The sequence below is a fragment of the Rhodoferax sediminis genome (assembly GCF_006970865.1).
In the GTDB taxonomy this organism is placed as follows: Bacteria; Pseudomonadota; Gammaproteobacteria; order Burkholderiales; family Burkholderiaceae_C; genus Rhodoferax_A; species Rhodoferax_A sediminis.
In genome coordinates this window covers 2,553,802-2,578,312 of the sequence record NZ_CP035503.1, presented here as the reverse complement: position 1 = coordinate 2,578,312, position 24,511 = coordinate 2,553,802, and the positions used below count along the sequence as shown (strand labels likewise).

General features: G+C 64.1%; 25 protein-coding genes. 10 read left to right on the top strand and 15 right to left on the bottom strand.

The features are described 5' to 3' along the window. Nucleotides 1-17 precede the first annotated feature (17 nt). From EUB48_RS12440 to ppsR, 12 genes are all read right to left on the bottom strand, one after another. Entirely contained in the window at nt 18-251 is a 234-nt protein-coding gene (locus EUB48_RS12440) for a (2Fe-2S)-binding protein (RefSeq protein WP_142819416.1), read from the bottom strand. Between the two features lie 135 nt (nt 252-386). Further along, the gene (locus EUB48_RS22035) at nt 387-659 is read right to left on the bottom strand and encodes a DUF6587 family protein (protein ID WP_420821452.1); all 273 of its coding nucleotides are present in this window, start codon (nt 657-659) and stop codon (nt 387-389) included. Then, entirely contained in the window at nt 659-2,614 is a 1,956-nt protein-coding gene (feoB, locus tag EUB48_RS12430; RefSeq protein ID WP_142819414.1) for a ferrous iron transport protein B, read from the bottom strand. The genes EUB48_RS22035 and feoB overlap by 1 nt, the downstream gene beginning before the upstream one ends. Further along, nucleotides 2,611-2,868, bottom strand: coding sequence for a FeoA family protein (locus tag EUB48_RS12425; protein WP_244618189.1), 258 nt, complete (start codon nt 2,866-2,868; stop codon nt 2,611-2,613). Before EUB48_RS12425 ends, feoB begins: the two co-directional genes overlap by 4 nt. A 145-nt stretch (nt 2,869-3,013) precedes the next feature. Further along, the gene (locus tag EUB48_RS12420) at nt 3,014-3,565 is read right to left on the bottom strand and encodes a cytochrome b/b6 domain-containing protein (RefSeq protein WP_244618188.1); all 552 of its coding nucleotides are present in this window, start codon (nt 3,563-3,565) and stop codon (nt 3,014-3,016) included. A 16-nt stretch (nt 3,566-3,581) separates the two neighbouring features. Continuing rightward, complete coding sequence (locus EUB48_RS12415; RefSeq protein ID WP_142819411.1) at nt 3,582-3,866, bottom strand: PepSY domain-containing protein; 285 nt, start codon at nt 3,864-3,866, stop codon at nt 3,582-3,584. A gap of 495 nt (nt 3,867-4,361) precedes the next feature. Beyond that, the gene (bfr, locus tag EUB48_RS12410) at nt 4,362-4,838 is read right to left on the bottom strand and encodes a bacterioferritin (protein WP_142819410.1); all 477 of its coding nucleotides are present in this window, start codon (nt 4,836-4,838) and stop codon (nt 4,362-4,364) included. 95 nt (nt 4,839-4,933) lie between these two features. Next, entirely contained in the window at nt 4,934-5,392 is a 459-nt protein-coding gene (locus tag EUB48_RS12405) for a hypothetical protein (RefSeq protein ID WP_142819409.1), read from the bottom strand. Nucleotides 5,393-5,427: 35 nt separating this feature from the next. After that, the gene (locus EUB48_RS12400) at nt 5,428-6,210 is read right to left on the bottom strand and encodes an FAD:protein FMN transferase (RefSeq protein WP_142819408.1); all 783 of its coding nucleotides are present in this window, start codon (nt 6,208-6,210) and stop codon (nt 5,428-5,430) included. Between the two features lie 19 nt (nt 6,211-6,229). Beyond that, nucleotides 6,230-6,811, bottom strand: a complete 582-nt coding sequence (locus EUB48_RS12395) for an FMN-binding protein (RefSeq protein WP_142819407.1) — start codon at nt 6,809-6,811, stop codon at nt 6,230-6,232. Beyond that, nucleotides 6,811-8,145 carry a hypothetical protein gene (locus EUB48_RS12390; RefSeq protein ID WP_142819406.1) on the bottom strand — a complete coding sequence of 445 codons (1,335 nt, stop codon included), beginning with the start codon at nt 8,143-8,145 and terminating at the stop codon, nt 6,811-6,813. Before EUB48_RS12390 ends, EUB48_RS12395 begins: the two co-directional genes overlap by 1 nt. 227 nt (nt 8,146-8,372) lie before the next feature. Further along, nucleotides 8,373-9,194, bottom strand: a complete 822-nt coding sequence (gene ppsR / locus EUB48_RS12385; RefSeq protein WP_142819405.1) for a posphoenolpyruvate synthetase regulatory kinase/phosphorylase PpsR — start codon at nt 9,192-9,194, stop codon at nt 8,373-8,375. A 216-nt stretch (nt 9,195-9,410) separates the two neighbouring features. On the opposite strand from ppsR, the gene ppsA reads away from it, so the two are divergent. The 7 genes from ppsA (at nt 9,411) to dnaB (ending at nt 17,322) form a co-directional block, all read left to right on the top strand. Beyond that, nucleotides 9,411-11,825: a phosphoenolpyruvate synthase gene (gene ppsA, locus EUB48_RS12380; RefSeq protein ID WP_142819404.1), complete on the top strand. Its 2,415-nt coding sequence runs from the start codon at nt 9,411-9,413 to the stop codon at nt 11,823-11,825. Nucleotides 11,826-11,873: 48 nt separating this feature from the next. Next, nucleotides 11,874-14,210 (top strand): VC_2705 family sodium/solute symporter, encoded by a 2,337-nt coding sequence (locus tag EUB48_RS12375; protein WP_142819403.1) that lies wholly within the window; start codon nt 11,874-11,876, stop codon nt 14,208-14,210. A 65-nt stretch (nt 14,211-14,275) separates the two neighbouring features. Further along, the gene (gene rpsF, locus EUB48_RS12370; RefSeq protein ID WP_142819402.1) at nt 14,276-14,653 is read left to right on the top strand and encodes a 30S ribosomal protein S6; all 378 of its coding nucleotides are present in this window, start codon (nt 14,276-14,278) and stop codon (nt 14,651-14,653) included. Nucleotides 14,654-14,675: 22 nt separating this feature from the next. Continuing rightward, nucleotides 14,676-14,963, top strand: coding sequence for a primosomal replication protein N (gene priB / locus EUB48_RS12365; RefSeq protein WP_142819401.1), 288 nt, complete (start codon nt 14,676-14,678; stop codon nt 14,961-14,963). A 31-nt stretch (nt 14,964-14,994) separates the two neighbouring features. Continuing rightward, nucleotides 14,995-15,276 carry a 30S ribosomal protein S18 gene (gene rpsR / locus EUB48_RS12360; protein ID WP_077562290.1) on the top strand — a complete coding sequence of 94 codons (282 nt, stop codon included), beginning with the start codon at nt 14,995-14,997 and terminating at the stop codon, nt 15,274-15,276. A 13-nt stretch (nt 15,277-15,289) separates the two neighbouring features. Continuing rightward, nucleotides 15,290-15,742, top strand: a complete 453-nt coding sequence (gene rplI, locus EUB48_RS12355) for a 50S ribosomal protein L9 (protein WP_142819400.1) — start codon at nt 15,290-15,292, stop codon at nt 15,740-15,742. A 173-nt stretch (nt 15,743-15,915) separates the two neighbouring features. Continuing rightward, nucleotides 15,916-17,322 (top strand): replicative DNA helicase, encoded by a 1,407-nt coding sequence (gene dnaB / locus EUB48_RS12350; protein WP_142819399.1) that lies wholly within the window; start codon nt 15,916-15,918, stop codon nt 17,320-17,322. Between the two features lie 50 nt (nt 17,323-17,372). Here the strand turns inward: dnaB and EUB48_RS12345 are convergent, their stop codons facing one another. The 3 genes from EUB48_RS12345 to EUB48_RS12335 form a co-directional block, all read right to left on the bottom strand. Continuing rightward, the gene (locus tag EUB48_RS12345) at nt 17,373-19,085 is read right to left on the bottom strand and encodes a PhoH family protein (protein WP_142819398.1); all 1,713 of its coding nucleotides are present in this window, start codon (nt 19,083-19,085) and stop codon (nt 17,373-17,375) included. 183 nt (nt 19,086-19,268) lie between these two features. Continuing rightward, complete coding sequence (locus EUB48_RS12340) at nt 19,269-19,745, bottom strand: peroxiredoxin (protein ID WP_142819397.1); 477 nt, start codon at nt 19,743-19,745, stop codon at nt 19,269-19,271. A gap of 109 nt (nt 19,746-19,854) precedes the next feature. Next, the gene (locus EUB48_RS12335; RefSeq protein WP_142819396.1) at nt 19,855-20,235 is read right to left on the bottom strand and encodes an Mth938-like domain-containing protein; all 381 of its coding nucleotides are present in this window, start codon (nt 20,233-20,235) and stop codon (nt 19,855-19,857) included. Nucleotides 20,236-20,298: 63 nt separating this feature from the next. On the opposite strand from EUB48_RS12335, the gene EUB48_RS12330 reads away from it, so the two are divergent. The 3 genes from EUB48_RS12330 to thrC all read left to right on the top strand — a co-directional run bounded on the left by EUB48_RS12330 (nt 20,299) and on the right by thrC (nt 24,455). Then, nucleotides 20,299-21,543, top strand: a complete 1,245-nt coding sequence (locus EUB48_RS12330) for a pyridoxal phosphate-dependent aminotransferase (RefSeq protein WP_142819395.1) — start codon at nt 20,299-20,301, stop codon at nt 21,541-21,543. Nucleotides 21,544-21,568: 25 nt separating this feature from the next. Beyond that, nucleotides 21,569-22,915 carry a homoserine dehydrogenase gene (locus EUB48_RS12325; RefSeq protein WP_142821242.1) on the top strand — a complete coding sequence of 449 codons (1,347 nt, stop codon included), beginning with the start codon at nt 21,569-21,571 and terminating at the stop codon, nt 22,913-22,915. An 82-nt stretch (nt 22,916-22,997) separates the two neighbouring features. Continuing rightward, nucleotides 22,998-24,455: a threonine synthase gene (thrC, locus tag EUB48_RS12320; protein WP_142819394.1), complete on the top strand. Its 1,458-nt coding sequence runs from the start codon at nt 22,998-23,000 to the stop codon at nt 24,453-24,455. Nucleotides 24,456-24,511: the final 56 nt, after the last annotated feature.

The window sequence follows — 24,511 nt, the reverse complement described above, 5'->3', positions numbered from 1 at the left end:
GAATTCCATGCGCTGCCTCAAAGGCTTGCGGGGGCTCGCGTGCCGGCTGGCGCGCCGCAGTCGTCGCGGCTCAATGCTGCAACGGGGTGCGAGGCGTTGCACTGCGCCACCACGTCGCGGGCGCAACCTTCGCACTGGCCGCACTGGGTGGCCACACCGAGTTCGAGTTGAATCTCGTCAAAACCCATTCCGGCCCGCGCGTAGCGGGCGATTTCGCGGTCCGAGATCCGGTGGCATACACAAACAATCATGGCGACAGGCGGTCAGTGGCTGACGGTTGAAGATGAGTGATTATAAATACGAATCTGTCTCATTTGCAACGACGAAAATGTAAAGGCGTATTGCAAACTCTGGAAACGGGGCCCTCGTCATCCGTGCGGGTGATGTCACCGGTGCTTGATGAACCTGATTCTGACTGGTTTTGTTGTGGCGGCGGTCGGCGCTGCCCCGCTACTGCAGCCGCTGCAACCGGAGCCGCAGCCGCCTTTTTGCTGCGCCCAGCCCTGCAGCCGGCGCGACGAACGCAAGTGGGGCGACATGGCCATCAAGGCGGTGGCGAAACGCCGCTTCAAGCTGGCGGGCGCCAAGGTCCATGCGGCGTAAACGGTGCAACACGCCACCACGGCATAGACCAGCAGCGACTGCAAAACGGTGCCCATCATGAGGTCAGCGCCAGCGCGACGCGGTAGGTGATAAACGAGGCCGCATAAGCCAGCGCAAACAGATACCCGGCCATCAAGAGCGGGTAGCGCCATGAGTTGGTTTCACGCTTGACCACGGCCAGTGTCGAAATGCACTGCGGCGCAAACACGTACCAGGCCAGCAGCGAGTACGCCGTGGCCAGCGACCAGCTCTGCACGATCAGCGGCACCAGCGCCTTGGCCGTCTCTTCGCCGGTGGCGGACAGCGCGTACACCGTGCCGAGCGCGCCCACCGCCACTTCGCGCGCCGCCATGCCCGGCACCAGCGCGATGGAAATCTGCCAGTTGAAACCGATCGGCGCAAACACCACCTCCAGCGCCCGGCCAATCATGCCGGCAAAGCTGTACTGGATGGCCGGGCCCGTCACGCCCGCGGGCGGGCTGGGGAAGGTCGACAGAAACCACAGCACCACCATCAGCGAGAAAATGATGGTCCCGACACGCTGCAGGAAGATTTGCGCGCGCTGCCACAGGCCCAGCACCAGATTGCGCAGGTTGGGCAAGCGGTACGGCGGCAACTCGAGCATTAGCGGCTGGTAGTTGCTCTTGAGCCAGATGCGCTTGAAGACCCAGGCGACGCCCATGGCCGACACGATGCCGGCGGCATAGAGCACGAACAGGGTGATGCCCTGCAGGTTGAACCCGCCGACCTCGCGTTTTGGCACAAAGGCGCTGATCAAGAGCGCGTACAGCGGCAGGCGCGCCGAGCAGGTCATCAAGGGCGCAATCATGATGGTGGACAGCCGGTCGCGCCAGTTGGGGATGGTGCGCGTGGCCATGATGCCCGGAATGGCGCAGGCGAAGCTCGACAGAAGGGGGATGAAGGCGCGGCCCGACAGGCCGACCTTGCCCATCAGGTTGTCCAGCAGGAAGGCCGCGCGCGGCAGGTAGCCCGAGTCTTCGAGCAGCAGGATGAAGAAGAACAGAATCAGGATCTGCGGCAAAAATACCAGCACGCTGCCCACGCCCGCCACCACACCGTCCACCAGCAGGCTCTGCAGCATGCCGGGCGGCATGTGCCGCTGGATCAGGGTGCCCACGCCGGTGACCCCGCTCTGGATCAGCTCCATCGGCATATTGGCCCAGGAAAACACCGCCTGGAAGATCAGGAACAGCACCACGCCCAGCAGGAGCAGGCCCAGCACCGGGTGCATCACGACCGAATCAATGCCGTGGTTGAAGCGCTTGATCTGGCCGGCATTGGGCACCGCAGCCGCCAGAATCGACCTGACCTGGGCTTGCAGCGCCGCCGGTGTCAAAGGCGGGTGTGCTGCATTTTTAATAGCTACTTGCGCAGGCTGGGCATGGGCTTGAGGCCTTAAACTATCGTGAACGTCGGTCAGGAATGCGGCCTGCGCCGCTTGCAGCAGGGCTTCGCGGCCATTGTCACGGGAGCGGCCCAGCCAGTTGCTGATCCAGTTGGCCTTGACCGCCACCGTCTCCACCACGGGCATGCCCAGTTCGCTTGATAGCCGGGCGACGTCGATCTGCAGGCCCTGCGCGCGTGCCACGTCGATCATGTTCAGCGCCAGCACCATGGGGCGGCCCAGCGCGCGCAACTGCAGCACCAGGCGCAGGTTCATGCGCAGATTGGTGGCGTCCACCACGGCGATGATGCCATCGGGCCGGGTCTCTCCGGCGCGCCGGCCCATCACCACGTCGTGCGTCACGGCCTCGTCGGTGCTGGCCGGGTTCAGGCTGTAGGCGCCGGGCAGATCCAGGATGGAGACTTCGCGGCCGTCGGGCAGACGCGTAAACCCCTCTTTGCGCTCGATCGTCACACCCGCGTAGTTGGCGACTTTCTGGCGCGCGCCGGTCAGCAGATTGAACAGCGCTGTCTTGCCGCAGTTCGGATTGCCGACCAGGGCGATACGCAGGGCGATGCCTGGTGACACATGAGCGGCGGTGTTCATGCAGACGGCCTGACCCTGATGCAACTGGCCTCGAAGCGGCGCAGCGCAAACACCGTGTCACCCACCTGGACGGCGATCGGTTCGCGTCCACCGGGCCCGCGATGCAGCACGCGGACGGTCTCGCCCACGATAAAACCCAGCTCCGCCAGCCGCGCCGCGACGCCGGTGGACTTGCCCCGGCCATCGGGCTCTGCCAGCCCCGTGATGGTGGCGACGAGATGAGCCGCCAGGTCGGCAACCGACAGGGTGTCCAAGCCCGCCGCAAGCTGGGGTACAAGCGGGGACGCGACGCAAGGAGCGGCTAAATCTGAAACTGCTGCGCGATACATGAGGTGGCTTCTACCCGCCGCGGACAGGTTGTTGAGTATGAGAATCGTTATTATTCAGTTTTATTGTAGCTCAGTCAACGTCGCCCGGGCGAGGCGCCGCCTTGTTGCCGCCCAACATCGCGCGCACCAGGTTTTCACGCTGGCGCCGGCTGGTGAAGACGACGCCGGCCAGATGCGTCGCGGCCAGCCCCAGCAGCAGCCACGCCAGCGCCGCGTGCAGCCGGTCGAGCCAGGCCATGCCCCAGAACGCGTCGGTGGTGTAGAGCCAGCCGGTGATGCCCAGAGCGGCCACGCAGCCCAGCAGCGCCAGCGCCATCCAGCCGCCCAGCGGGTTGTGACCGAGGTAGCGCGACTCGCGTCCCGCCCAAAGGCTGCGCATGTACTCAAGCGTGGCACCGGGTCCGCGCACGAATTGGGAAAAGCGTGCGTAGCGCCCGCCCGTAAAGCCCCACGCCAGCCGCGCCGCCACGGCGCCCAGGGCCACGTAGCCGGCCGGCTCGTGAGCGCGGAACCAGCCCAGCGTGCTGAGCCAGGCAACGGCAACGGCCACCGCCAGCACCCAGTGCAGCAGTCGCACCGGCAGGTCCCAGACCAACAGCAGCGATACGGGGCCACGCTTCACGGGCAGCGCCGACCGGTTACGACGGCTTCTTGACTTCGCCGACCTTCTCGAAGGTCTTGGGGTTGAAGAAGACCTCGACGCGCTTGCCCTGTTCATTGAAGCCGTAGGCCTCGTAGCAGCCGTTCTCAATCTTGATCTGGCGAACCTTCTTCCAGCCGTCGGCCAGGAGCTGGCGCTGCAACTCCATTTGCGGCTTCCATTCGGCTTTGGGTGCGTCGCACTTGAAGCCGCCATGGGCCAAGGCGGTGCCGGCCATTGTGAGAGTCAGCACAGCGGCGCACAGGAGGGATGTCTGTTTCATGGGATGCCTTTCGTTGATGGTTGATGCAATGGCCTGCTGCGGAGGTTGCGACGTCAAACGTCGAGCCACAGGCACAGCAGGTTGTGGCAGGTCGAAGTCAGGCCGATGCTGGCCGGCCAGGGAACGGGGCTCTTTGCCGTAGTGACGCGGGGAATTGAAAAGCGGTTTTTTTGCCAAGATGGCCTCCAGAAAAGTGACCCACCGCAAGGGAGGGCCGGGTTTCAAGCAAGAGGCTGGCTATGCACAGAAGTGTGCGAAAGATGGCTGGCCGGTAAATTCCGGTAAAACTATATCATAAATGCGAATCAATCTCATTGTTTTTCAGTGAGTTTGCTTCGGATACCGGCAGACCCGCAGGATGGCGGGGTCAGGAAAGAGCCCGGTTGTGAGGTGGCGGCGCACAGACTTGGAGCGGCGCGCGATGTCGCCGGGGATTCAGGCCGGGAGCACCCCGCTGCTCGTGGGGCGGTCAAGCGCTTCGACAGGCGGGGCGCCTCAGCCGGGCTCGCCCATCTGCGATTGCAGGTAGTTTTGCAGCCCGACCTTGCCGAGCAGTTCAATCTGGGTTTCCAAGTAATCGATGTGCTCCTCGGTATCGTCCAGAATGTCCTGCAGCAGGTCGCGCGAGACATAGTCCCGCACGCTTTCGCAATGCGCCATGCCGGCCTTGACGGTGGCTTGCGCGCCCTGTTCGGATTGCAGGTCGCAGGCCAGGATTTCGGGCACGTCCTCGCCCACCAGCAGCTTGGCCAGGTCCTGCAGATTCGGCAGGCCGTCGAGCACGAAGATGCGGTCCATCAACCGGTCGGCGTGCTTCATCTCACCCATCGATTCCTCGTATTCCTTCTTCGCCAGCTTGTCCAGCCCCCAGTGCTTGAGCATGCGGTAGTGCAGGAAGTACTGGTTGATGGCCGTGAGTTCGTTTTTCAGCTGCGCTTGCAGATATTCGATGACTTTGGCGTCGCCCTTCATGGCGTTCTCCTCTAAGGGTTGAGAAATGGGTATGGGTCGGATTGTGCTGTGCCGACCGCACTTGCACAACCCATGTGCCACGTGCAGCACGCTGATCAGCGTGTGTGTCGCCCGAACAGCACATGCACCAGCAGGGCCAGCGGCACGGCGCAACCCAGGCCCCAGTGCAGCCACGCCGAGCCCTGCCGGAAAGCGCCTTCGCTGGCGTACCACAGCGCGTAGCCGGTGATCACCAGCAGCGCCAGCGTGACCAGGTTGAGCACGCCGCTCACCCGGTTGCGGCGCGCGCGCCAGGCCGCGCGCATGTGCAGCGGCAGCAGGCTGCCCAGCGCCAGCAAGGCCAGCAGGGCCGCCGCCGCGTGCACGCGGATGCACCAGAGCTGGCCGCTGGTGCCGCTGGGCAGTTCGTCGGCGCCGGGCGAGCCGGCCCAGTGCAGGCCGAGCCAGGCCATCCCGCTGAGCGTCAGCAGCCCCATCGAGCCCCAGACCAGCCAGCGCTGCCAGCGTGGCAGCAGGATGGGTCCGTGTGACCGGTGACGGTGGGGGTGGCGCATGGAAGAAGGGGGCGGACGATCAGGTGTTGGTGGGCTCAGGCTGCCTCGAGCGGCGGGCTGTCATGGTAGACCCACGCGCAGGCGCCGTGCCGCGTCAGCACCGGGTGTCGTGCGTCGCCGCTCGCTGCCACGAGTTTGGTGAGGGCGTCGGCTGCTATGCATTCAGGAGCGGTGACGGTCCAGCTGGTATGGGCATCCACCGTTTTCTTTGTAATGCCATGGCGCAGCGCCGGGGCCTCCAGCAGGTACGAGGCCGAGGTCGCGGCGGCCTGGTTGCGAAGAATGGTGCAGGGCAGGGTCTGCGAAAGATTCCACGGCGCGCGCACCCGCAGCGGTAGGGCCAGCGCGCCGAACACGCGCACGTCGCCGCCGGCATTCACCCAACCGCGGTCGGCCCCGGCGGCGCGCAGGGCGGCCACGGCCAGGTCCACCGCATGGCCCTTGGCGATGCCGCCCAGGTCGGCCTGCGCCGGCGCGTGCTTGCGCACGCGCCGGTTCGCCGCGTCCAGTTCCAGCTCGCGCCAGCTGCCCTGCGCGCTGCTCGCGCAGACGTCGAACACGCCACCGGTCTGGCGGCTCAGCGCCAGGGCGAGGGCCAGCACGGCGACGGTTTCTGTGTCAATGGTCAGCCAGGCACCGGGCGCGGCCGCGTTCAATCGGCCCAGATCGCTGCCGGCCTCGTGCCGGCTCATGCACCGGTGCACCTGCGCGACGGCCGCAAAGGCGGCCTGGCTGGCCTGCAGGGCCGTGGCCTCATCCGCGGCCTCGCAGGCCACCTCGACCAGAGTGCCCAGCAGGGGTTTGGCGCGGCGCAGCATGGGATAAGGAGCCCTTGATTCAGGCGGGCAGTAAGCCGCCCTCGCGCAACACCGACAGCACGGCCACGATGCGCCGCACGCCGTCGGTCACATGGGTGCACGACAGCGTGGCGCCGCTGATCAGCGCGATGTCGTCGCCGATCTCGATCGGCTGGGCCACGGTCTTGCCGGCGAACTGGCGACGCCAGGCCGGCAGCCGGATTTCCGAGCCGTGGCTCTCGCGGTAGCTCAGCACCTCCACCCCGGCGATCGCGCCGGCGGCGTCCACCCCGACGGCGTAGCTGATGAGCTCGAACTTGCCCACTACGTGGTCGACCACCATGCTGCCCAGGTATTTGTGCTGGGCATCGAAGGCATGAACCAGATGCCAGCCGGCCGAGCGCGCCGCCACGTGGCCGGCGCGGGCCACGGCCTGCAACTGCTCGGCGCTGAGCGCGTAGTCCTTGTCCTGCCACTGCGTGGCAGCCGGGAACAGGAGCTGACGGGCCTGCGCCGCCGTCAGGTAGTCGACCGCGAAGGCGGACCCGGAGGCGCCCAGACCAACTATCAAAAGCGTAGCTGTCAGTGCATGCGGGGCAAGGGCTAAGACGTTCTTTTGCATCAGAACGACCAGCCCAGGCCGAGATTGAAGCGGTTGTTCAGGCTGTTCACCGCAAAGCGCTGGTAGTCGGCCTTGATGACCACCGAGGGCGACAGGTAGAAGCTGGCGCCGAGCGTGGCGACCCGCTCGTAGGGGTCGGCCGGGCGCTCCAGCCCGAGCGGGAAGGCAGCAAAGGCCTTGGCAGTGTTGAAGCGCTCGTAGCGCGCAAACGGCTTGAGCTGGTAGTCGCCGCTGCTCCACAGCGTGTAGGCGGCCTGCACGTACATGCCGTCGAACTTCGAGGGAATCGGGGTCGGGTCGGTCGCCGCAAAGGCCGCGTTGAGCGGTCCGGCGCCGCTGATCGAGCCGCTGGCGTAGACCGCGGCCAGGTCCCACTTGCCCGGCGTCCAGCGCGTGTGCAGGTCCCACACGGTAACGGTCGGATTGTTGGCGGCCAGGCCCTGGCCGGCCTTGCCGCTAAACAGTCCGCCGCCGACCAGCAGGCCGGGCACGCCGCGCCAGTCGAGTGCGCCGAACAGGCTCAGGTTGCGCGCCTTCGCCAGTTGCAGTTCCTGGTGCACGCTGCCCAGGGGCGACGCCTTGCCGTCGGGTGAGGTGGCGTCCCATTTGTTCAGGTCGAAGCCGGTGGACACGCCGGCCTTCCAGGTCAGGCCCTGCTCGGTGGTGCCGATCAGCATGGCGCCGCCTTCGCGCCAGGTGCTGGGAATGATGGCGGTTTCGACGAAATTGCGCTCCACGCCGTAGTAGGCGGTGGGCTCGTGGTTTTCGTTGAGCAGACCCAGTGGCACCAGGAACAGCCCGCCGCGCACCGCCAGCGTGGGGTGCAGCTGGTGTTCGATGTAGGCCTGCTCCACTTCGGTCTCGCCACGGTCGCTGGCCGAGGTCACGGCATGCTCCCACTCGAACTCGCCGACGAACTTGGTCTTGTCGTCAAAGCGGTGCTGGATGCCGATGACGGCACGGCGCAGGTCGGCCTGGGTGGCCGACGCGTTTTTCGTCGGGTGGTTGTAGTTGATCTCGCCGTAGCCGGTGAGGACCGTGGCGGGCTCGCCCGGCGCTCTCAGGCCAGTGCCGGCCACGCTGGCCGCCGCGCTCTGGGCTTCGGTCTGCGCCTGTGCGGCGGTCTGGCTGGCCCGCTGGGCCGTGGCGTCGGTTTGGTTCTGCGCCGACTTGAGCTGCGTCACCTCGGCCTTGAGCTTGTCGATCTCGGCGCTCATTTGTTCCAGTTTTTGCATCAGCGCTTGCTGGGTGCTGGTCTGGGCCGAAGCCGCGCCGTGCAGGCCCAGGAGCGTTAGTGCCGCGCACAGCGGGATCAGTTTGAATTTTTTTTGCATGAAAAGAAAGGCGTGTTTTTGCTATTGAACTGATGGCTGGAAGCGCTCGTCGTGCGAGCACTTTGGCTGGAAAGAATCGGAATCCGGCGGCCTTGGGCGACTTCTGGTCGCGGCGGGCGCTTTTAATTGCGCCCGCAAATGATAACGAGTTGTATTTGCGTTAGCAAGTGTTGAACTTTAATTCGTCTCAGGCCAGCGTGCGTGACGGCCGCCGGACGAGGCCAGGTTCAATACGTCAGCCGCTCCGGCTGGAGTTCCTGCAGGATGGTCGTGGCGATTTCTTCGATCGACTTGGTGGTGGTGGACAGCCAGCGGATGCCGGCGCGCCGCATCATGGCTTCGGCTTCGCTGACCTCCATGCGGCAGTTCTCGATCGAGGCGTAGCGCGAATTAGGGCGGCGTTCGTTGCGGATCTCGCTCAGTCGTTCGGGCTGGATGCTCAGGCCGAAAATCTTCTTGCGGTGCGGCATCAGCGCAGGCGGCAGCTGGCGGCGCTCGAAGTCCTCCGGGATCAGCGGGTAGTTGGACGCCTTGAGTCCGTATTGCATGGACAGGTACAGCGAGGTTGGCGTCTTGCCGCTGCGGCTCACGCCGACCAGGATCACATCGGACTGTTCCAGGTCGCGGTTCGACTGCCCGTCGTCGTGCGCCAGGCTGAAGTTGATGGCTTCAATGCGGTCGTGATAGGCCTTGCTCTGGCTAACGTCGCTGAAGCGGCCAATGCGGTGGTTGGATTTGAGGCCCAGTTCGACCTCCAGCGGGCGCACAAAAGTGCCAAACATGTCCAGCAGCATGCCCTGGCAACCCTGCTGGATCACACTGAGCACTTCCATGCTCACCAGCGTCGTGAACACAATGGGCTTTTGGCCCTCGACTTCCGTCGTGTGGTTGATCTGGCGCACCGCCTGGTGCGCCTTGTCCACCGTGTCGGTGAAGGGCAGGCGCACATGCCGCGGTTTCATCTCGAACTGCGCCAGGATGGCGTTGCCGAAGGTCTCCGCCGTGATGCCCGTGCCATCGGAGATAAAAAAAACAGTGCGGGTGGGCATGGTCGACACGGATTTTGGGCTTTCAGCGGTTGGCGATGGGGGGCGCCTGATGGGGCAGGCCGGCGCCTACAATGGCGCCAATTATTTGAATTCTCCCATGCACCGCGCCGACCCACTACAAGAAAAGCAAAGTCGCGCTGTTCGCATGAGCGTCGCGGGGGCGCTTGTGCGCGCAACGCGTCACGCAGACCCGGTTTTAACTTCTGGAGCTTTCCCATGTCTGCGCTTTTCGATAAGACCGCCCTGGTCGTACCGTTTGAAAACTTGAGAATGACCGACGTCGAGGCGGTTGGCGGCAAAAACGCCAGCCTCGGCGAAATGATCTCGCAACTGCCCAGCGGCGTGCGCGTCCCCACCGGGTTTGCCACCACCGCGCATGCGTTTCGCGAGTTTCTGCAATTTGACGGACTGGCCGAACGCATCAGCGCGCAACTGGCCACGCTGGACACGGAAGACGTTCGCGCGCTGGCCGCCGCCGGCGCCGGGATTCGCGCCATGATCGAGGCCCAGCCGTTCCCGGCCGACCTGGAAAAAGCCATCCGCGATGCGTTCGCAGCCTTGAGCGCCGGCAACCCGGCCGCTTCGTTTGCGGTGCGCTCGTCGGCCACCGCCGAAGACCTGCCTGACGCATCCTTTGCCGGACAGCAGGAGACCTTCCTCAACGTGGTGGGCATCGACGACGTGCTGCACAGGATGCGCGAGGTGTTCGCCTCGCTCTACAACGATCGCGCCATCAGCTATCGCGTGCACAAGGGATTTGCCCACGCCGACGTGGCGCTTTCCGCCGGCGTGCAGCGCATGGTGCGCTCCGATCTGGGCGCGGCCGGTGTGATGTTCACCCTCGATACCGAATCCGGTTTCGAGGACGTGGTGTTCATCACTTCCAGTTATGGCCTGGGTGAGACCGTGGTGCAGGGCGCCGTGAACCCGGACGAGTTCTATGTGCACAAACCCATGCTGCGGACCGGCAAGCAAGCCGTGATCCGCCGCGCCTTGGGCTCCAAGTTGATCCAGATGGTGTTTGCCACGCCCGAGGAAAAGGCGGCTACGGGCAAGCTCATCAAGACGGTTGACGTGCCCGCCGAGCAGCGCAACCGCTATTCTTTGAGCGATGCCGACGTGCAGCAGCTGGCGCATTACGCGCTGGTGATCGAGCAGCACTACGGCCGGCCCATGGATATCGAGTGGGGCAAGGACGGAACCGACGGCCAGCTCTACATCCTGCAGGCGCGGCCCGAGACCGTGAAAAGCCAGCAGGGCGACAAGGCCGAGTTGCGCTACAAGCTCAAGGGTCAGCAGGGGCAAGGCCGCACCGTTCTGGCCGAGGGGCGCGCCATCGGCCAGAAAATCGGTACGGGCCGGGTCCGGCTGGTGCATGGCATCAGCGAGATGGACCAGGTGCAGGCCGGCGACATCCTCGTCACCGATATGACTGACCCGAATTGGGAGCCCGTGATGAAGCGCGCCAGCGCCATCGTGACGAATCGCGGCGGGCGCACCTGCCACGCGGCCATCATTGCGCGCGAACTGGGCATTCCGGCCGTGGTCGGCTGTGGCGACGCCACGGATTTGCTCAAGGGCGGCACGCTGGTGACCGTGAGCTGCGCCGAGGGCGATACCGGTTTTATTTACGACGGCCTGCTGGAGACCGAGGTGACCGAGGTGCAGCGCGGCACCATGCCCGAGATCAAGACCAAGATCATGATGAACGTCGGCAACCCGCAGCTGGCGTTCGATTTCTGCCAGTTGCCGAATCATGGCGTGGGGCTGGCGCGGCTCGAATTCATCATCAACAACAACATTGGCGTGCACCCCAAAGCGATTCTGGACTACCCGAACGTCGACGCCGACCTGAAGAAGGCCGTGGAATCGGTGGCGCGCGGCCACGCCTCACCGCGGGCCTTCTACGTGGACAAGGTGACCGAAGGCGTGGCCACCATCGCGGCGGCGTTCTGGCCCAAACCGGTGATCGTGCGCCTGTCGGACTTCAAGAGCAACGAGTACCGCAAGCTGATCGGCGGCTCACGCTACGAGCCCGAAGAGGAAAACCCCATGCTCGGTTTTCGCGGCGCGGCGCGTTACATCAGTGATGATTTTCGCGAGGCGTTTGCCATGGAGTGCGAGGCCTTGCAGCGCGTACGCAACGACATGGGCCTGACCAATGTGCAGGTCATGGTGCCGTTTGTACGCACGCTGGGCCAGGCCGAGAAGGTGACCACACTGTTGGCCCAGCACGGACTCAAGCGGGGTGAATCGGGGGAGGCAGCGCTCAAGGTCATCATGATGTGCGAGGTGCCCAGCAACGCCATCCTGGCCGACGAATTTTTGCAGTATTTCGATGGTTTCTCGATTGGCTCGAACGACCTGACCCAGCTCACGCTGGGGCTGGACCGTGACTCGGGCCTGGAGTTGCTGGCGGCCGATTTCGACGAACGCGACCCCGCCGTCAAGGCGCTGCTCGTTCGTGCGATTGCGGCCTGCAAGGCGCAAGGCAAGTACATCGGGATTTGTGGCCAGGGGCCCAGTGACCATCCTGACCTGGCCAGATGGCTGGCCGATCAAGGCATCGCGTCCATCTCGCTCAATCCGGACAGCGTGATCGCCACCTGGAAGCAGCTGGCCGGGTTGTAGCAAATACCCTGAGTGTCCCGGCCGGCCCCGATGGCATGATCAAGGCGCATGCCAAACCAGACTCCGCCAAGCCCCGCAGGACCCGTCACGGCGGGCTTTGGCAGGCTGCGCACCGCCTTGTTGCTGGTCTGGGGCGTGGCGTCGTTCGGGATTGTCTTTTTTGCGCGCGACCTGCAGGCCGTTGTAGCCGGCTGGCCGTTCAACTTCTGGTTCTCCGCCCAAGGCGCCATACTGGTTTTTATTGCGATCCTGGCCTGCTACGCCTGGGTACGCAACCGGCAGGGCGGCGATCCCGCCAGTGTCATGACCGACGGCGCTGCCTACAGGGACTACAAGCGCCGGCTGCACCGGATTCTGGCCACGTATGTGGCGTGTTTTCTCGCGTTTTTGCTGGTGATGGCACTGGCCGAAAAGGCCGGCCTGTCAAAGGCGTGGATTGGCGCCATTTTTCTGCTGGCCACGGTCCTGTTTTATGCGGCCATTGGCATCTACTGCCGCACCGCCGACGCGGACGAATATTACGTGGCCGGCCGGCATGTCCCTGCCATGTACAACGGCATGGCCACGGCCGCCGACTGGATGAGCGCGGCTTCATTCATCAGTCTCGCGGGCGGTCTCTACCTGCAAGGGTTCTCGGGCACCGAAACCCAGCCCGGAGGCCTGGCCTACATCCTGGGGTGGACCGGCGGGTTCTGCCTGGTCGGCCTGCTGATCGCGCCGCATTTGCGCAAGCTGGAACTCTATACCGTCCCGGACTATTTTCGCGTGCGCTTTGGCGGCCGCTGGCCGCGCCTGATCGCGGCCTTTGCCGCCGTCCTTTGTTCGTTTACGTACGTGGTGGCGCAGATTTACGGTGTCGGGCTGATCACGTCGCGCCTGACCGGGGTGCAGTTCGAGATCGGGATCCTGCTGGGACTGGGCGGCGTGCTGGTGTGCTCGTTCCTGGGCGGCATGCGCGCGGTGACCTGGACACAGGTGTCGCAATACGTGATTTTGATGCTGGCTTTTTTGATCCCGGTGTCCTGGCTGGCCTACAAACAGCTGGGTAATCCGCTGGCGCCGCTGGTCTACGGTCAGCAGCTTGAAAAAATCACGGCGCTGGAGCACCAGCTTGCCAGGTCTCCCGCCGAGATGGCCGTGATGGCCGAATACGCGCGCCGCGCCCGGGTGTATGAACTCAAATTGCAGGATGTGCAAGCGACCCTGACGCGCGAGCGCGAAGCATTGCACGCCAGGCTGCAGTTGCTGCACGATCAGAAAACCGACGCCTCGCTGATTTTTACCGCCAGTCGCGAGCTTTCGGCCTTGCCGAGGGATGCCGCGGCAGCGCGGGAGCTGTGGACCCGGGCCATGCAGGAGAATCTGGCGCGTGCCCAACCGCTGGGCGGCCTGCCACCGCATGCCCAGGCTTTTGCCGGGGATCCAGACGGCACGCCAGCGCAGAAACATGCCTTCCAGGTCTCACGCCTGAATTTTCTGGCGTTGATGTTCTGCCTGATGGTCGGCACGGCCGGCTTGCCGCACCTGCTGACCCGCTATTACACGACGCCCTCGGTGGCCGAGACGCGGACCTCGGTGGCATGGTCGCTGCTGTTTATTGCCCTGGTGTATGTGGCCATGCCAGCGCTGGCCGTGTTGGTCAAGTTCGAGGTGTTGAGCAACCTGGTGGGGCACCCCTTCGATACCCTGCCCACCTGGATGGCGCAATGGACCCGGGTGGACCCGGCCCTGCTGTCGGTCAGCGATGTCAACGGCGACCACATCCTTCAGTTTGGCGAGCTCAAGCTGGGTGCCGACATGGTGATGCTGGCCATGCCCGAGCTCGGAGGTTTGCCGTATGTCATTTCAGGCCTGGTCGCTGCCGGCGGGCTGGCGGCGGCGCTGTCGACTGCGGACGGTTTGCTGCTGACCATTGGCAACGCCCTGGCGCACGACACCTATGTGGGCCGTGTGAAGGACCACAGGGGCGCCATGCAGCGTGTCATGCTGTCCAAATTTGCGTTGCTGCTGGTGGCGCTGGCGGCCGCCTATGCGGCAGCGCAGAAACCGGCCGATATCCTGTATCTGGTGTCGGCGTCGTTCTCGCTGGCTGCGGCCGCCTTTGTTCCGGCGATGGTCCTCGGGATTTTCTGGCGCCGCACAACCCGCCAGGGTGCCGTTGCCGGCATGCTGTCGGGCCTCGGCCTGACGATGTACTACATGGCCATTAACCTGCCGGCCGCCAGAGCGGCACTCGGACTGCAGGGTGACGGCCTGTGGTTCAGCATCCAGCCCATTTCGGCCGGCGTATTTGGCGTGCCGGTGGGGGCCGCCGTGACTTGGGCGGTCAGCCTGCTTGCCAGGCCCGCGCAGCGCCCAAGTCCGGCAGCCCCTGATCGTTTATAATGTTAGGCTTTGCCTTGCCACACCGCTACCGACGCAGTGGGTGGCTTATCCCTTAAGGAGAATTTATGCGTCATTATGAAATCATCTTGATGATCCATCCGGATCAAAGTGAGCAGGTTCCGGCCATGCTGGAGCGTTACAAGGGCATGATCACCGCCGGTGGCGGCAAAGTGCATCGTGTTGAAGACTGGGGTCGCCGTCAGCTGACCTACATGATCAACAAGCTCGCCAAGGCCCACTACCTGTGTGTCAACATCGAAGCCGACCAGCCCGTGATGGCTGAGCTGGAACACGCGTTCAAGTTCAACGATGCCGTGTTGCGCCACCTGACGGTGCAGATGGACAAGGCGGAAACCGGCCCGTCCTCGATGATGAAAACCGTCGAGCGCGAAGAAGCCCGCAAAACCCAACAGGCGGAGTACGCGGCGCACGCAGCGCATTAAGCGCGTTTGCTGCTAGCGAGGAGTGAACCACGTTGTTTTGACGGCCTGTATCGCAGAGGTGAATGCCCTGCGCCACACGCCCGCCGGATTGCCCGCCCTGGACATGAGACTCGAACACGAGTCCAGCATCGAAGAGGCCGGTCAAATGAGGCAAGTCAAGATGGCAATCAAGGCGGTGGCCTTTGGTGCGATGGCCGAGAGAATCGGTCAACAAATCATCGGCAGTGCCTGGAAGTTCACCGGCTTCTTGGCCAACGCGCGGGGCGGCAAACACATCGTGCTTCACGTGCTGGATTTTCAGCAAGATTAACGAATTCATAACCTTTTCCAAGGAGTCCATCATGCCCGGACCAAAACGTTTCAACAAAGACAAGCGCCCCAAGCGCAATACCCAGTCCCTGCTGTTCAAGCGCAAGCGCTTTTGCCGCTTCACCGTGACCGGTGTCAAGCAGATCGACTACAAAGACATCGACACGCTGCGTGACTTCATCGCCGAAAACGGCAAGATCATTCCGGCCCGCCTGACCGGCACGCGCGCAATTTTCCAGCGTCAGCTCAACACGGCCATCAAGCGCGCGCGCTTCCTTGCCATGCTGCCGTACAGCGACCAGCACCGCATCTAAGGGAGCCACGACCATGCAAATCATTCTGCTCGACAAAGTGGTGAACCTCGGCAACCTGGGCGAAATCGTCAAGGTCAAGGACGGCTACGCCCGCAACTTCCTGATCCCGAGCGGCCGCGCCCGGCGCGCCACGGAAGCCGCCAAGAAAGAGTTCGAAATCAAGCGCGCCGAGCTCGAAAAAGCCGCCGCCGCCAAGCTGGCCGAATCGCAGGCGCAAGGCGAAAAGCTGGGCGGCACGGCGGTCAAGCTAACGCAAAAGGCCGGCGTGGACGGCCGCCTGTTTGGCTCGGTGACGAACTTCGATATCGCCGAAGAATTGAACAAGCAAGGCTACAAGGTCGTCAAGTCCCAGGTGCGCATGCCGGGCGGCCCCATCAAGGTGGTGGGCGACAGCACGGTCAGCGTGGCTCTGCACACCGACGTGGTGGTGGACATCACGGTCACGGTGTACGGCGAATCGGCTTGACCGTCTGCCTATCCGAAGGAAGGCCGCCTTCGGGTGGCTTTTCTTTTTTTGCCTGTTGTTTTACAGGGATAGTCACCGTTTATTCACCGACCCCCCACAGCTTTGTACACGGCCCGTTTTGACGTCCGTCATGGGCGGACGTAACATGCCGTTTTCTAGGAACCCCCCACCTGATGTCTGCAGTTTTCAGCGCCGTTGACGATGAGTATCCTGTCGATCGCCAGGTCGCCCAGCTGCGCATCCCGCCGCACTCCATCGAGGCGGAATCGAGCGTGCTGGGTGGCCTGCTGCTGGACAACAGCGCCTGGGACCGTGTTGGCGACCTGCTGACCGATGGCGACTTCTACCGCTACGAACACCGGCTGATCTACGCGGCCGTCGGCGGCCTGATCAACGCGACCCGGCCAGCCGACGTGATCACGGTCTACGAGCAGCTGCAGAACCTGGGCAAGGCCGAGGAAATCGGCGGCCTGGGTTACCTCAACTCGTTGGCCCAGTACGTGCCGAGCGCCAGCAACATCCGTCGCTACGCCGAGATCGTGCGCGAGCGCTCCATCCTGCGCAAGCTGGTGCGCGCGAGCGACGAAATTGCCACCAACGCGTTCAACACCCAGGGCAAGGCCGTCGACAAGATCCTGGACGAGGCCGAGCAGAAAATCTTCAACATCGGGGAAGAAGGCTCGCGCATGAAGCAGGGCTTTCAGGGCATGGACTCCCTGGTGGTTCAGCTGCTGGACCGCGTGCAGGAGATGGCCGACAACCCGAACGACATCACCGGGGTGCCGACCGGCTTTTATGACCTCGACCGCATGACCTCGGGCTTCCAGGCCGGTGACATGATCGTGCTGGCGGCGCGCCCGTCCATGGGCAAGACCGCGCTGGCCATCAACATCGCCGAGCACGTGGCGCTGCACGAGGAACTGCCGGTGGCGGTGTTCTCGATGGAAATGGGCGCCAGCCAGCTGGCGGTGCGTATCGTCGGCTCGATCGGGCGCATCGACCAGATGCACCTGCGCACCGGCAAGCTGACCGACGCCGAGTGGCCGCGCCTGACCGAGGCGATCGAGAAGCTGCGCAATATTTCGCTGCATATCGACGAGACGCCGGGCCTGACCGTCAGCGAGCTGCGCGCCAACGCCCGGCGCTTGGCCCGACAGTGCGGCGGCAAGCTCGGCATGATCGTGGTGGACTATCTGCAGCTGATGAGCGTGTCGAGCAGCATGAGCGACGAGAACCGCGCGACCGCGGTGGGCGAAATCTCGCGCGGCCTGAAGATGCTCGCGAAGGAGCTCGGCTGTCCGGTGATGGCGTTGTCGCAGCTCTCGCGCGGCGTGGAATCGCGCACCGACAAGCGTCCCATGATGAGCGACCTGCGCGAGTCCGGCGCCATCGAGCAGGACGCGGACGTGATCATGTTCATCTACCGCGACGACTACTACAACAAGGAGTCGAAGGAGCCGGGCGTTGCCGAGATCATCATCAGCAAGCAGCGCAACGGGCCCACCGGGACCGTCAAGCTGGCCTTCCTGAAAGAGCTCACCCGGTTCGAGAGCCTGGCTTCAGGTAGCAGCGATTTTTAAGAGAAAAGTGCCTGTAGCCGGCGCCCGTTCTTCGCAACAAGCTACTGTTCCTATAGCACTTCGCTGGCAAAGTCGGCCAGCCGCGAGCGCTCGCCGCGCGCCAGCGTGATGTGCCCGCCGTGCGGCCAGCCCTTGAACTTGTCGACGGCAAACGTCAGCCCCGAGGAGCCCTCGGTCAGGTACGGTGTGTCGATCTGCGCCAGGTTGCCCATGCAGATGATCTTGGTGCCGGGGCCGGCGCGGGTGATCAGCGTCTTCATCTGTTTGGGCGTCAGGTTCTGCGCCTCGTCGATGATGACGTACTTGTTCAAGAAGGTGCGCCCGCGCATGAAGTTCATGCTCTTGATCTTGATGCGCGAGCGGATCAGCTCGTTGGTGGCGGCGCGGCCCCATTCGCCCGAGGTGGTCTCGGTCTTGGCCAGCACTTCCAGGTTGTCGTCCAGCGCGCCCATCCACGGGCCCATCTTTTCCTCTTCGGTGCCCGGCAGGAAGCCAATGTCCTCGCCCACGCTCACGGTCGCGCGGGTCATGATGATCTCCGTATAGCGGCGGTCGTCCAGCACCTGGGTCAGGCCCGAGGCCAGTGCCATCAGCGTCTTGCCGGTGCCGGCGTTCCCCGTGAGCGTCACAAAGTCCACTTCCGGGTCCATCAGCACGTTCATCGCGAAGTTCTGCTCGCGGTTGCGTGTGGTCACGCCCCAGACCGCATTTTTCAGGTGGTTGTAATCCTTCAGCGTCTTGAGCACCGCCGTCTTGGCGCGGATCTCGGTGACACGGGCGTACAGGCTGGGCTCGCCCGGCGCCTCGAAGTAGACGAACTGGTTGATCAGCAGGTTCGGCACGATCGGTCCGCTGATGCGGTAGAACGTATAGCTGCCGCTTTGCCAGCTCTCCATGGTCTTGCCATGCTTGGCCCAGAAATCCAGCGGCAGCGCCAGTGAGCCGGAGTACAGCAGGTCGCTGTCATCCAGTGTCTTGTCGTTCTGGTAGTCGTCGGTCGGCAGGCCCAGCGCGCGCGCCTTGACCCGCATGTTGATGTCCTTGGAGACCAGCACGACCTCGCGCGGCGCATACTGCTTTCGCAAGGCCTCCACCACCCCCAGGATCTGGTTGTCGGCCTTGCCTTGGGGCAGGCTGATGGGCAGGGTGTAGTCCAGCGTCTGGGTCTGGAAGAACAGCTTGCCGCCGGCTTCGCGGTGGCCCGTGGCGTCGAGCTTCAGGCCGTTGCCGAAATCGGCTCCCTGCGTGCCGGCCAGCGCGTCGAGCGAGCGGCTGGTCTGGCGCGCGTTGCGCGCCACCTCGGTCATGCCCTTCTTGTGGCCGTCGAGTTCCTCCAGCACGATCATCGGCAGGAAGAGGTCGTGCTCTTCGAAACGGAACAGGCACATCGGGTCGTGCAGCAGCACGTTGGTGTCCAGCACAAACAGCTTGCTTGGCCCGGTAGCCTTTGTCTTTCTCGGCTTGACGTCCGCTTGAGGCACTGCGGCGCTACTTTTTTTGTAGCTGGGTGCGCTTGGCTGTTCAGGGCGTCTGGCCGTTTCAGTGCGAAACTTCGGCTGGAAGGCGGCCGGATGCTCCGCCGCTGTGCCGCTGCCGGGCATGCGCTCGGCCGTTGCCAGTATCTGCGCGTTGCCGTCCCCCCGCGCGCCCTCGTCGTCGGCCTGTGGTTTCCGCGATGCGCGGGCGGAAGTTCTGGCCGGCGCGTCGTACGCTTCGGGCGCCAGCAGGGCGGCGCGCTTGGTGGGGGCGGGTGGCAATGGCATAAGGGGCAGTGTGCTCGCAGAAGGTGGGGAGTGGGAAACGGGGTGTATAAGGGGTGTTCAAAAAGCGAAAAAGCCGCCTGGAGGCCAAGGCGGCTTTGGTAGGGGAGCGGTTGCAAGTTCCAACGGCATGGACTCATTATGCATGAGCGCCGTGGCTTGCAATCCTCCTGTTGCTTTGAGACGTCAAGCGGCCTTTTTCAAGGCCTTGACGGCCTTCAGGACTTCGTCCACATGGCCCGGAACCTTCAGGCCGCGCCATTCATTTTTCAGCAGACCATCGGCACCAATCAGGAAGGTGCTGCGCTCGATGCCCTTGACTTTTTTGCCGTACATGATCTTGTTCTTGACGACGCCGAACATGTGACACATTTTTTCTTCGGTGTCGGCGATCAGCTCGAAGGGCAGCTCCAGCTTGGCCTTGAACTCGTCGTGCGACTTCATGTTGTCGCGCGACACGCCGAACACGGTGGCGCCGGCCTTCACGAAGTCCTTGAACTTGTCGCGGAACTGCATGGCTTCGGTGGTGCAGCCCGGGGTGTTGTCCTTCGGGTAGAAGTACAGCACGAGGACGTGCCCTAGATGTGATGTATTGGATACTTTGATGCCGCCGGTGGCATTCGATTCAAATTCCGGAAGGGGTTTGTTAACAACGATCGCCATAAAACTTCAATCTCGTGTGACAGGATGTGGTCGTTGATGGGATGCGCGGGAGCTGCTCCACGACAGCGCCCACCACTGAACCATTCAATTTTACCCTAAAGGCACACGCCTAGCTGCCCGGCACCTCCAGCAGCAGGGCCGCTACCACGTGCCGGCCTTCGCCCGCGAGAATGTTGTAGGTGCGGCAGGCGGCCTGCGTGTCCATGGTCTCCACGCCAATGCGTTTGGCCATCAGGGGCCTGAGCCACACCGGCTGCGGAAAGCGGATGCGCTCGCCGCTGCCGAAGATGACGAGCTCGGCATCGAGCGTGGCAATCTGCTCGAAATGCGCCGGCGTCAGGTCGGAAAAACTGCGGCAGGGCCAGTCCAGGCGCTGGCCCTGCGAGCTGATGATGAGGCTGGAGGTGATTTTTTCACTGTCCAGCGCGACCCAGCCGGGGCCGTAAGCGCTGATGGATTGAACGTCGAACTTGTCGGGTTGCAGCTTCATGGTGTTTTGGTAACTGTGGTCAAATTATAGGTTTTCATCCTTTAGACGCCCTCCGGAGGGACATTGAAAACGATTCAAAAATCGGCCAAGCTGGCCAACGTCTGCTACGACATCCGCGGCCCCATCATGGACCGCGCGCGGCAGATGGAGGAAGAGGGCCAAAAGCTCATCAAGCTCAACATCGGCAACCTGGCCCTGTTCGGCTTCGATTCGCCCGAAGAGATCCAGCAGGACATGATTCGCAACCTGCCGGCCTCGGCCGGCTACTCCGACAGCAAGGGCATCTTCGCGGCGCGCAAGGCGGTGATGCACGAGACCCAGAAGCAGGGTGTCAAGGGCGTCACGCTGGACGACATCTACCTGGGCAATGGCGCCAGCGAACTGATCGTGATGGCGACCAATGCGCTGCTCAATGATGGCGACGAGTTGCTGCTTCCCGCGCCCGACTACCCGCTGTGGACGGCCGCGGCCAGCCTGTCGGGCGGAACACCGGTGCACTACCTGTGCGACGAGGCCAACGGCTGGATGCCGGACTTGGGCGACATCCGCGCCAGGATCACGCCGCGTACCAAGGGCATCGTGATCATCAACCCGAACAACCCGACCGGCGCGCTGTATTCGGACGAGCTGCTGCGCGGCATCGTGGACATCGCGCGCACGCATGGCCTGGTCATCTTTGCCGATGAGGTGTACGACAAGGTGCTGTACGACGGCGTGCGCCATACGGCCATCGCCAGCCTGAGCGACGACGTGCTCACCCTGACCTTCAACTCGTTGTCCAAAAGCTACCGCTCCTGCGGCTACCGCGCGGGCTGGCTCGTGGTGTCGGGCGACAAGCGCTCGGCCGGCGACTACATCGAGGGCCTGAACATGCTCTCCAACATGCGTCTGTGCTCGAACGTGCCGGGCCAGTGGGCGATCCAGACCGCGCTCGGCGGTTACCAGAGCATCAACGACCTGGTGGGCGAGGGTGGGCGCCTGCGCCGCCAACGCGACCTGGCGTACGAGCTGATCACGGCCATTCCGGGCGTGAGCTGCGTCAAGCCGAGTGCGGCGCTGTACATGTTTCCCCGGCTCGATCCGAAGGTCTACCCGATTGCGGACGACCGGCAGTTCTTTCTGGAACTGCTGCAGGAAACCCGCGTCATGCTGGTGCAGGGCACGGGCTTCAACTGGGCCACGCCGGACCATTTCCGCATCGTCTTCCTGCCGCACGAAGACGATTTGCGCGAGGCCGTCGGCCGCATCGCCAAATTCCTGGAAAGCTATCGAAAGCGTAGCGCCAAGCCAATACTCAGCGTGGCCTGAGAGCACTTTTTACCCATAACCAATGATGAAACCCATTCAAGTAGGCCTGCTGGGCGTCGGCACCGTGGGCAGCGGTACGTTCAAGGTGCTGGCACGCAACCAGAACGAGATCAAGAGCCGCGCCGGCCGCGGCATCGCGATCACCATGGTGGCCGATCTGGACGTGGCGCGTGCGCAGGCGGTCGTCGGCGCGGGCGTGACGGTGGTGGCCGACGCGCGCGCCGTGATCGCCAACCCCGAGATCGACATCGTGGTCGAACTCATTGGCGGCTACGGCATCGCCCGGCAACTGGTGCTTGAAGCGATCGCGGCGGGCAAGCACGTGGTCACCGCCAACAAGGCGCTGCTGGCGGTGCATGGCACCGAGATTTTCGCGGCCGCGCACGCTAGAGGCGTGATGGTGGCCTTCGAGGCGGCGGTGGCGGGCGGCATTCCGATCATCAAGGCGCTGCGCGAGGGCCTGGCGGCCAACAGCATCCAGTGGATTGCCGGCATCATCAACGGCACCACCAACTTCATCCTCTCCGAGATGCGCGACAAGGGCCTGGACTTTGGTGTGGCCTTGAAGGACGCGCAGCGCCTGGGCTATGCCGAGGCCGACCCCACGTTCGACATCGAAGGCGTGGACGCGGCGCACAAGGCGACGCTCATGTCGGCCATCGCGTTCGGCATCCCGGTGCAGTTCGACAAGGCCCATGTGGAGGGCATCACCCAACTGGCCGCGACCGATATCAAATACGCCGAGCAACTCGGCTACCGCATCAAGCTGCTGGGCATCACCAAGCGCACGCCGCAGGGCATCGAGCTGCGCGTGCACCCCAGCCTGGTACCGGCCAAGCGCCTGATCGCCAACGTCGAAGGCGCCATGAACGCGGTGATGGTCAACGGCGACGCCGTGGGCACCACGCTGTACTACGGCAAGGGCGCGGGCGCCGAGCCGACCGCCAGCGCCGTGATTGCCGACCTGGTCGACATCACGCGGCTGCACACGGCCGATGCCGCGCAGCGCGTGCCGCACCTCGCGTTCCACCCCGATGCCATGAGCGACCTGCGCGTGCTGCCCATGAGCGAGGTGGTGACCAGCTACTACCTGCGCCTGCGCGTGGCCGACGAGGCGGGCGTGCTGGCCCAGGTGACCGGCATCGTGGCCGACGCCGGCATCAGCATCGACGCGGTGCTGCAGCGCGAGGCCGACGAAGTGGGTGGCGAAGGTGGTGCAACGGAGGGCACACAAGGCGTGCCGCAAACCGACCTGATCATCCTCACGCACGACACCCGCGAAGGCACCATGAACGCGGCCATCGCGCGCATGCAGGCGCTGCCCAGCGTGCTGGCACCGATCACGCGCATCCGCAAGGAAGAGCTGGCCTGAACATGAAGAGCCCCCACGTTCACTTCGTTCTCTGCCCCCCGCGGGGGCGTTCATTGCCCTTCGGGCGGCCGGGCGGGCAATGATGCATTACCTTTCGACCCGCGGCGATGCCACGCCGCGCAAGTTCTGTGAAATTCTGCTCGAAGGCCTGGCGCCCGATGGCGGGCTGTACCTGCCCGAGCACTACCCGCAGGTGGACGCCCCCACGCTGGCAAAGTGGCGCCCGCTGCCCTATGCCGATCTGGCGTTCGAGGTGCTGTCGCTGTACATCGACGACATTCCCGCCGACGACCTGCGCGCGATCTGCCGCAAGACCTATTCGCAGGAGGTGTTTGGCACGCGCGAGATCGTGCCTTTGAGGAAGCTCGAGGACAGCCCGGTTGCCGGTGCGCGCGCGCCACTTTATCTGGAGGCGCTGTCCAACGGGCCGACGCTGGCCTTCAAGGACATGGCGATGCAGCTGCTCGGCAACCTGTTCGAGTACGAGCTGGCGCGCCGCGGTGAGCAGCTCAACATCCTGGGCGCGACCAGCGGCGACACCGGCAGCGCAGCCGAATACGCGATGCGCGGCAAGGCCGGCGTGCGCGTCTTCATGCTCAGCCCGAACGGGCGCATGAGCCCGTTCCAGCAGGCACAGATGTTCAGCCTGCAGGACGACAACATCCACAACATTGCCGTCGAGGGCGTGTTCGACGACTGCCAGGACATCGTCAAGGCGGTCTCGGGCGACCTGGCGTTCAAGCGCCGCTACAAGATCGGCACCGTCAATTCCATCAACTGGGCGCGCCTGATGGCGCAGGTGGTGTATTACTTTGCGGGCTACTTCCAGGCAACTGTACAGGCACCCGCGCCCGGCGCTGCCCCCGAAAAGGTCAGTTTCACAGTGCCCAGCGGCAACTTCGGCAACGTCTGCGCCGGCCACGTGGCGCACATGATGGGCCTGCCGATCGACCAGCTCGTGGTGGCGACCAACGAGAACGACGTGCTCGACGAGTTCTTCCGCACCGGCGTGTACCGCGTGCGCGCCAGCGCCGACACGCACGAGACCTCCAGCCCGTCGATGGACATTTCCAAGGCCAGCAACTTCGAGCGCTTCGTGTTCGACCTGCTGGGCCGCGACGGCGCCCGCGTCAAGGCGCTGTTTGGCGACGCCCTGGCCAAAGACGGACGCTTTGACCTGAGCGCCGAGCCGGCCTTCGTTCAGGCGGCGCAGCGCTACGGTTTTGTCAGCGGCAAGAGCACCCATGCCGACCGGCTGGCGACCATCCGGGACAGCTTCGAGCGCCTGGGCGTGATGGTCGATCCGCACACCGCCGACGCCGTGAAGGTTGCGCGCGAGCACCTCGTGGCGGGTGTGCCGATGATCGTGCTGGAGACCGCGCTGCCCATCAAGTTTGCGCAGACCATCGTCGAGGCGCTGGGCCGGGAACCCGATCGGCCGGCCCGGTTCGACGGCATCGAGCAATTGCCCCGGCGCGTGACCCTGATGATTGCGGATGCCACCGCGGTGCAGGCCTACGTCGCCCAGCATTGCAAATAAAAAGTGGCTGTCGCCCTTATAGGGTGTTCACAGTTAGCTATGAAAAGTAGAGCAAC

Coding starts and splice junctions, on each gene's coding strand:
- EUB48_RS12390 (WP_142819406.1), bottom strand. CDS start 8,145: ATGCAAAAAAAATTCAAACTGATCCCGCTGTGCGCGGCACTAACGCTC.
- EUB48_RS12325 (WP_142821242.1), top strand. CDS start 21,569: ATGAAACCCATTCAAGTAGGCCTGCTGGGCGTCGGCACCGTGGGCAGC.
- rpsR (WP_077562290.1), top strand. CDS start 14,995: ATGCCCGGACCAAAACGTTTCAACAAAGACAAGCGCCCCAAGCGCAAT.
- feoB (WP_142819414.1), bottom strand. CDS start 2,614: ATGAACACCGCCGCTCATGTGTCACCAGGCATCGCCCTGCGTATCGCC.
- EUB48_RS12415 (WP_142819411.1), bottom strand. CDS start 3,866: ATGAAACAGACATCCCTCCTGTGCGCCGCTGTGCTGACTCTCACAATG.
- bfr (WP_142819410.1), bottom strand. CDS start 4,838: ATGAAGGGCGACGCCAAAGTCATCGAATATCTGCAAGCGCAGCTGAAA.
- EUB48_RS12395 (WP_142819407.1), bottom strand. CDS start 6,811: ATGCAAAAGAACGTCTTAGCCCTTGCCCCGCATGCACTGACAGCTACG.
- rpsF (WP_142819402.1), top strand. CDS start 14,276: ATGCGTCATTATGAAATCATCTTGATGATCCATCCGGATCAAAGTGAG.
- EUB48_RS12335 (WP_142819396.1), bottom strand. CDS start 20,235: ATGAAGCTGCAACCCGACAAGTTCGACGTTCAATCCATCAGCGCTTAC.
- EUB48_RS12345 (WP_142819398.1), bottom strand. CDS start 19,085: ATGCCATTGCCACCCGCCCCCACCAAGCGCGCCGCCCTGCTGGCGCCC.
- dnaB (WP_142819399.1), top strand. CDS start 15,916: ATGTCTGCAGTTTTCAGCGCCGTTGACGATGAGTATCCTGTCGATCGC.
- EUB48_RS22035 (WP_420821452.1), bottom strand. CDS start 659: ATGGGCACCGTTTTGCAGTCGCTGCTGGTCTATGCCGTGGTGGCGTGT.
- rplI (WP_142819400.1), top strand. CDS start 15,290: ATGCAAATCATTCTGCTCGACAAAGTGGTGAACCTCGGCAACCTGGGC.
- EUB48_RS12400 (WP_142819408.1), bottom strand. CDS start 6,210: ATGCTGCGCCGCGCCAAACCCCTGCTGGGCACTCTGGTCGAGGTGGCC.
- EUB48_RS12440 (WP_142819416.1), bottom strand. CDS start 251: ATGATTGTTTGTGTATGCCACCGGATCTCGGACCGCGAAATCGCCCGC.
- EUB48_RS12375 (WP_142819403.1), top strand. CDS start 11,874: ATGCCAAACCAGACTCCGCCAAGCCCCGCAGGACCCGTCACGGCGGGC.
- thrC (WP_142819394.1), top strand. CDS start 22,998: ATGCATTACCTTTCGACCCGCGGCGATGCCACGCCGCGCAAGTTCTGT.
- ppsR (WP_142819405.1), bottom strand. CDS start 9,194: ATGCCCACCCGCACTGTTTTTTTTATCTCCGATGGCACGGGCATCACG.
- EUB48_RS12405 (WP_142819409.1), bottom strand. CDS start 5,392: ATGCGCCACCCCCACCGTCACCGGTCACACGGACCCATCCTGCTGCCA.
- ppsA (WP_142819404.1), top strand. CDS start 9,411: ATGTCTGCGCTTTTCGATAAGACCGCCCTGGTCGTACCGTTTGAAAAC.
- EUB48_RS12340 (WP_142819397.1), bottom strand. CDS start 19,745: ATGGCGATCGTTGTTAACAAACCCCTTCCGGAATTTGAATCGAATGCC.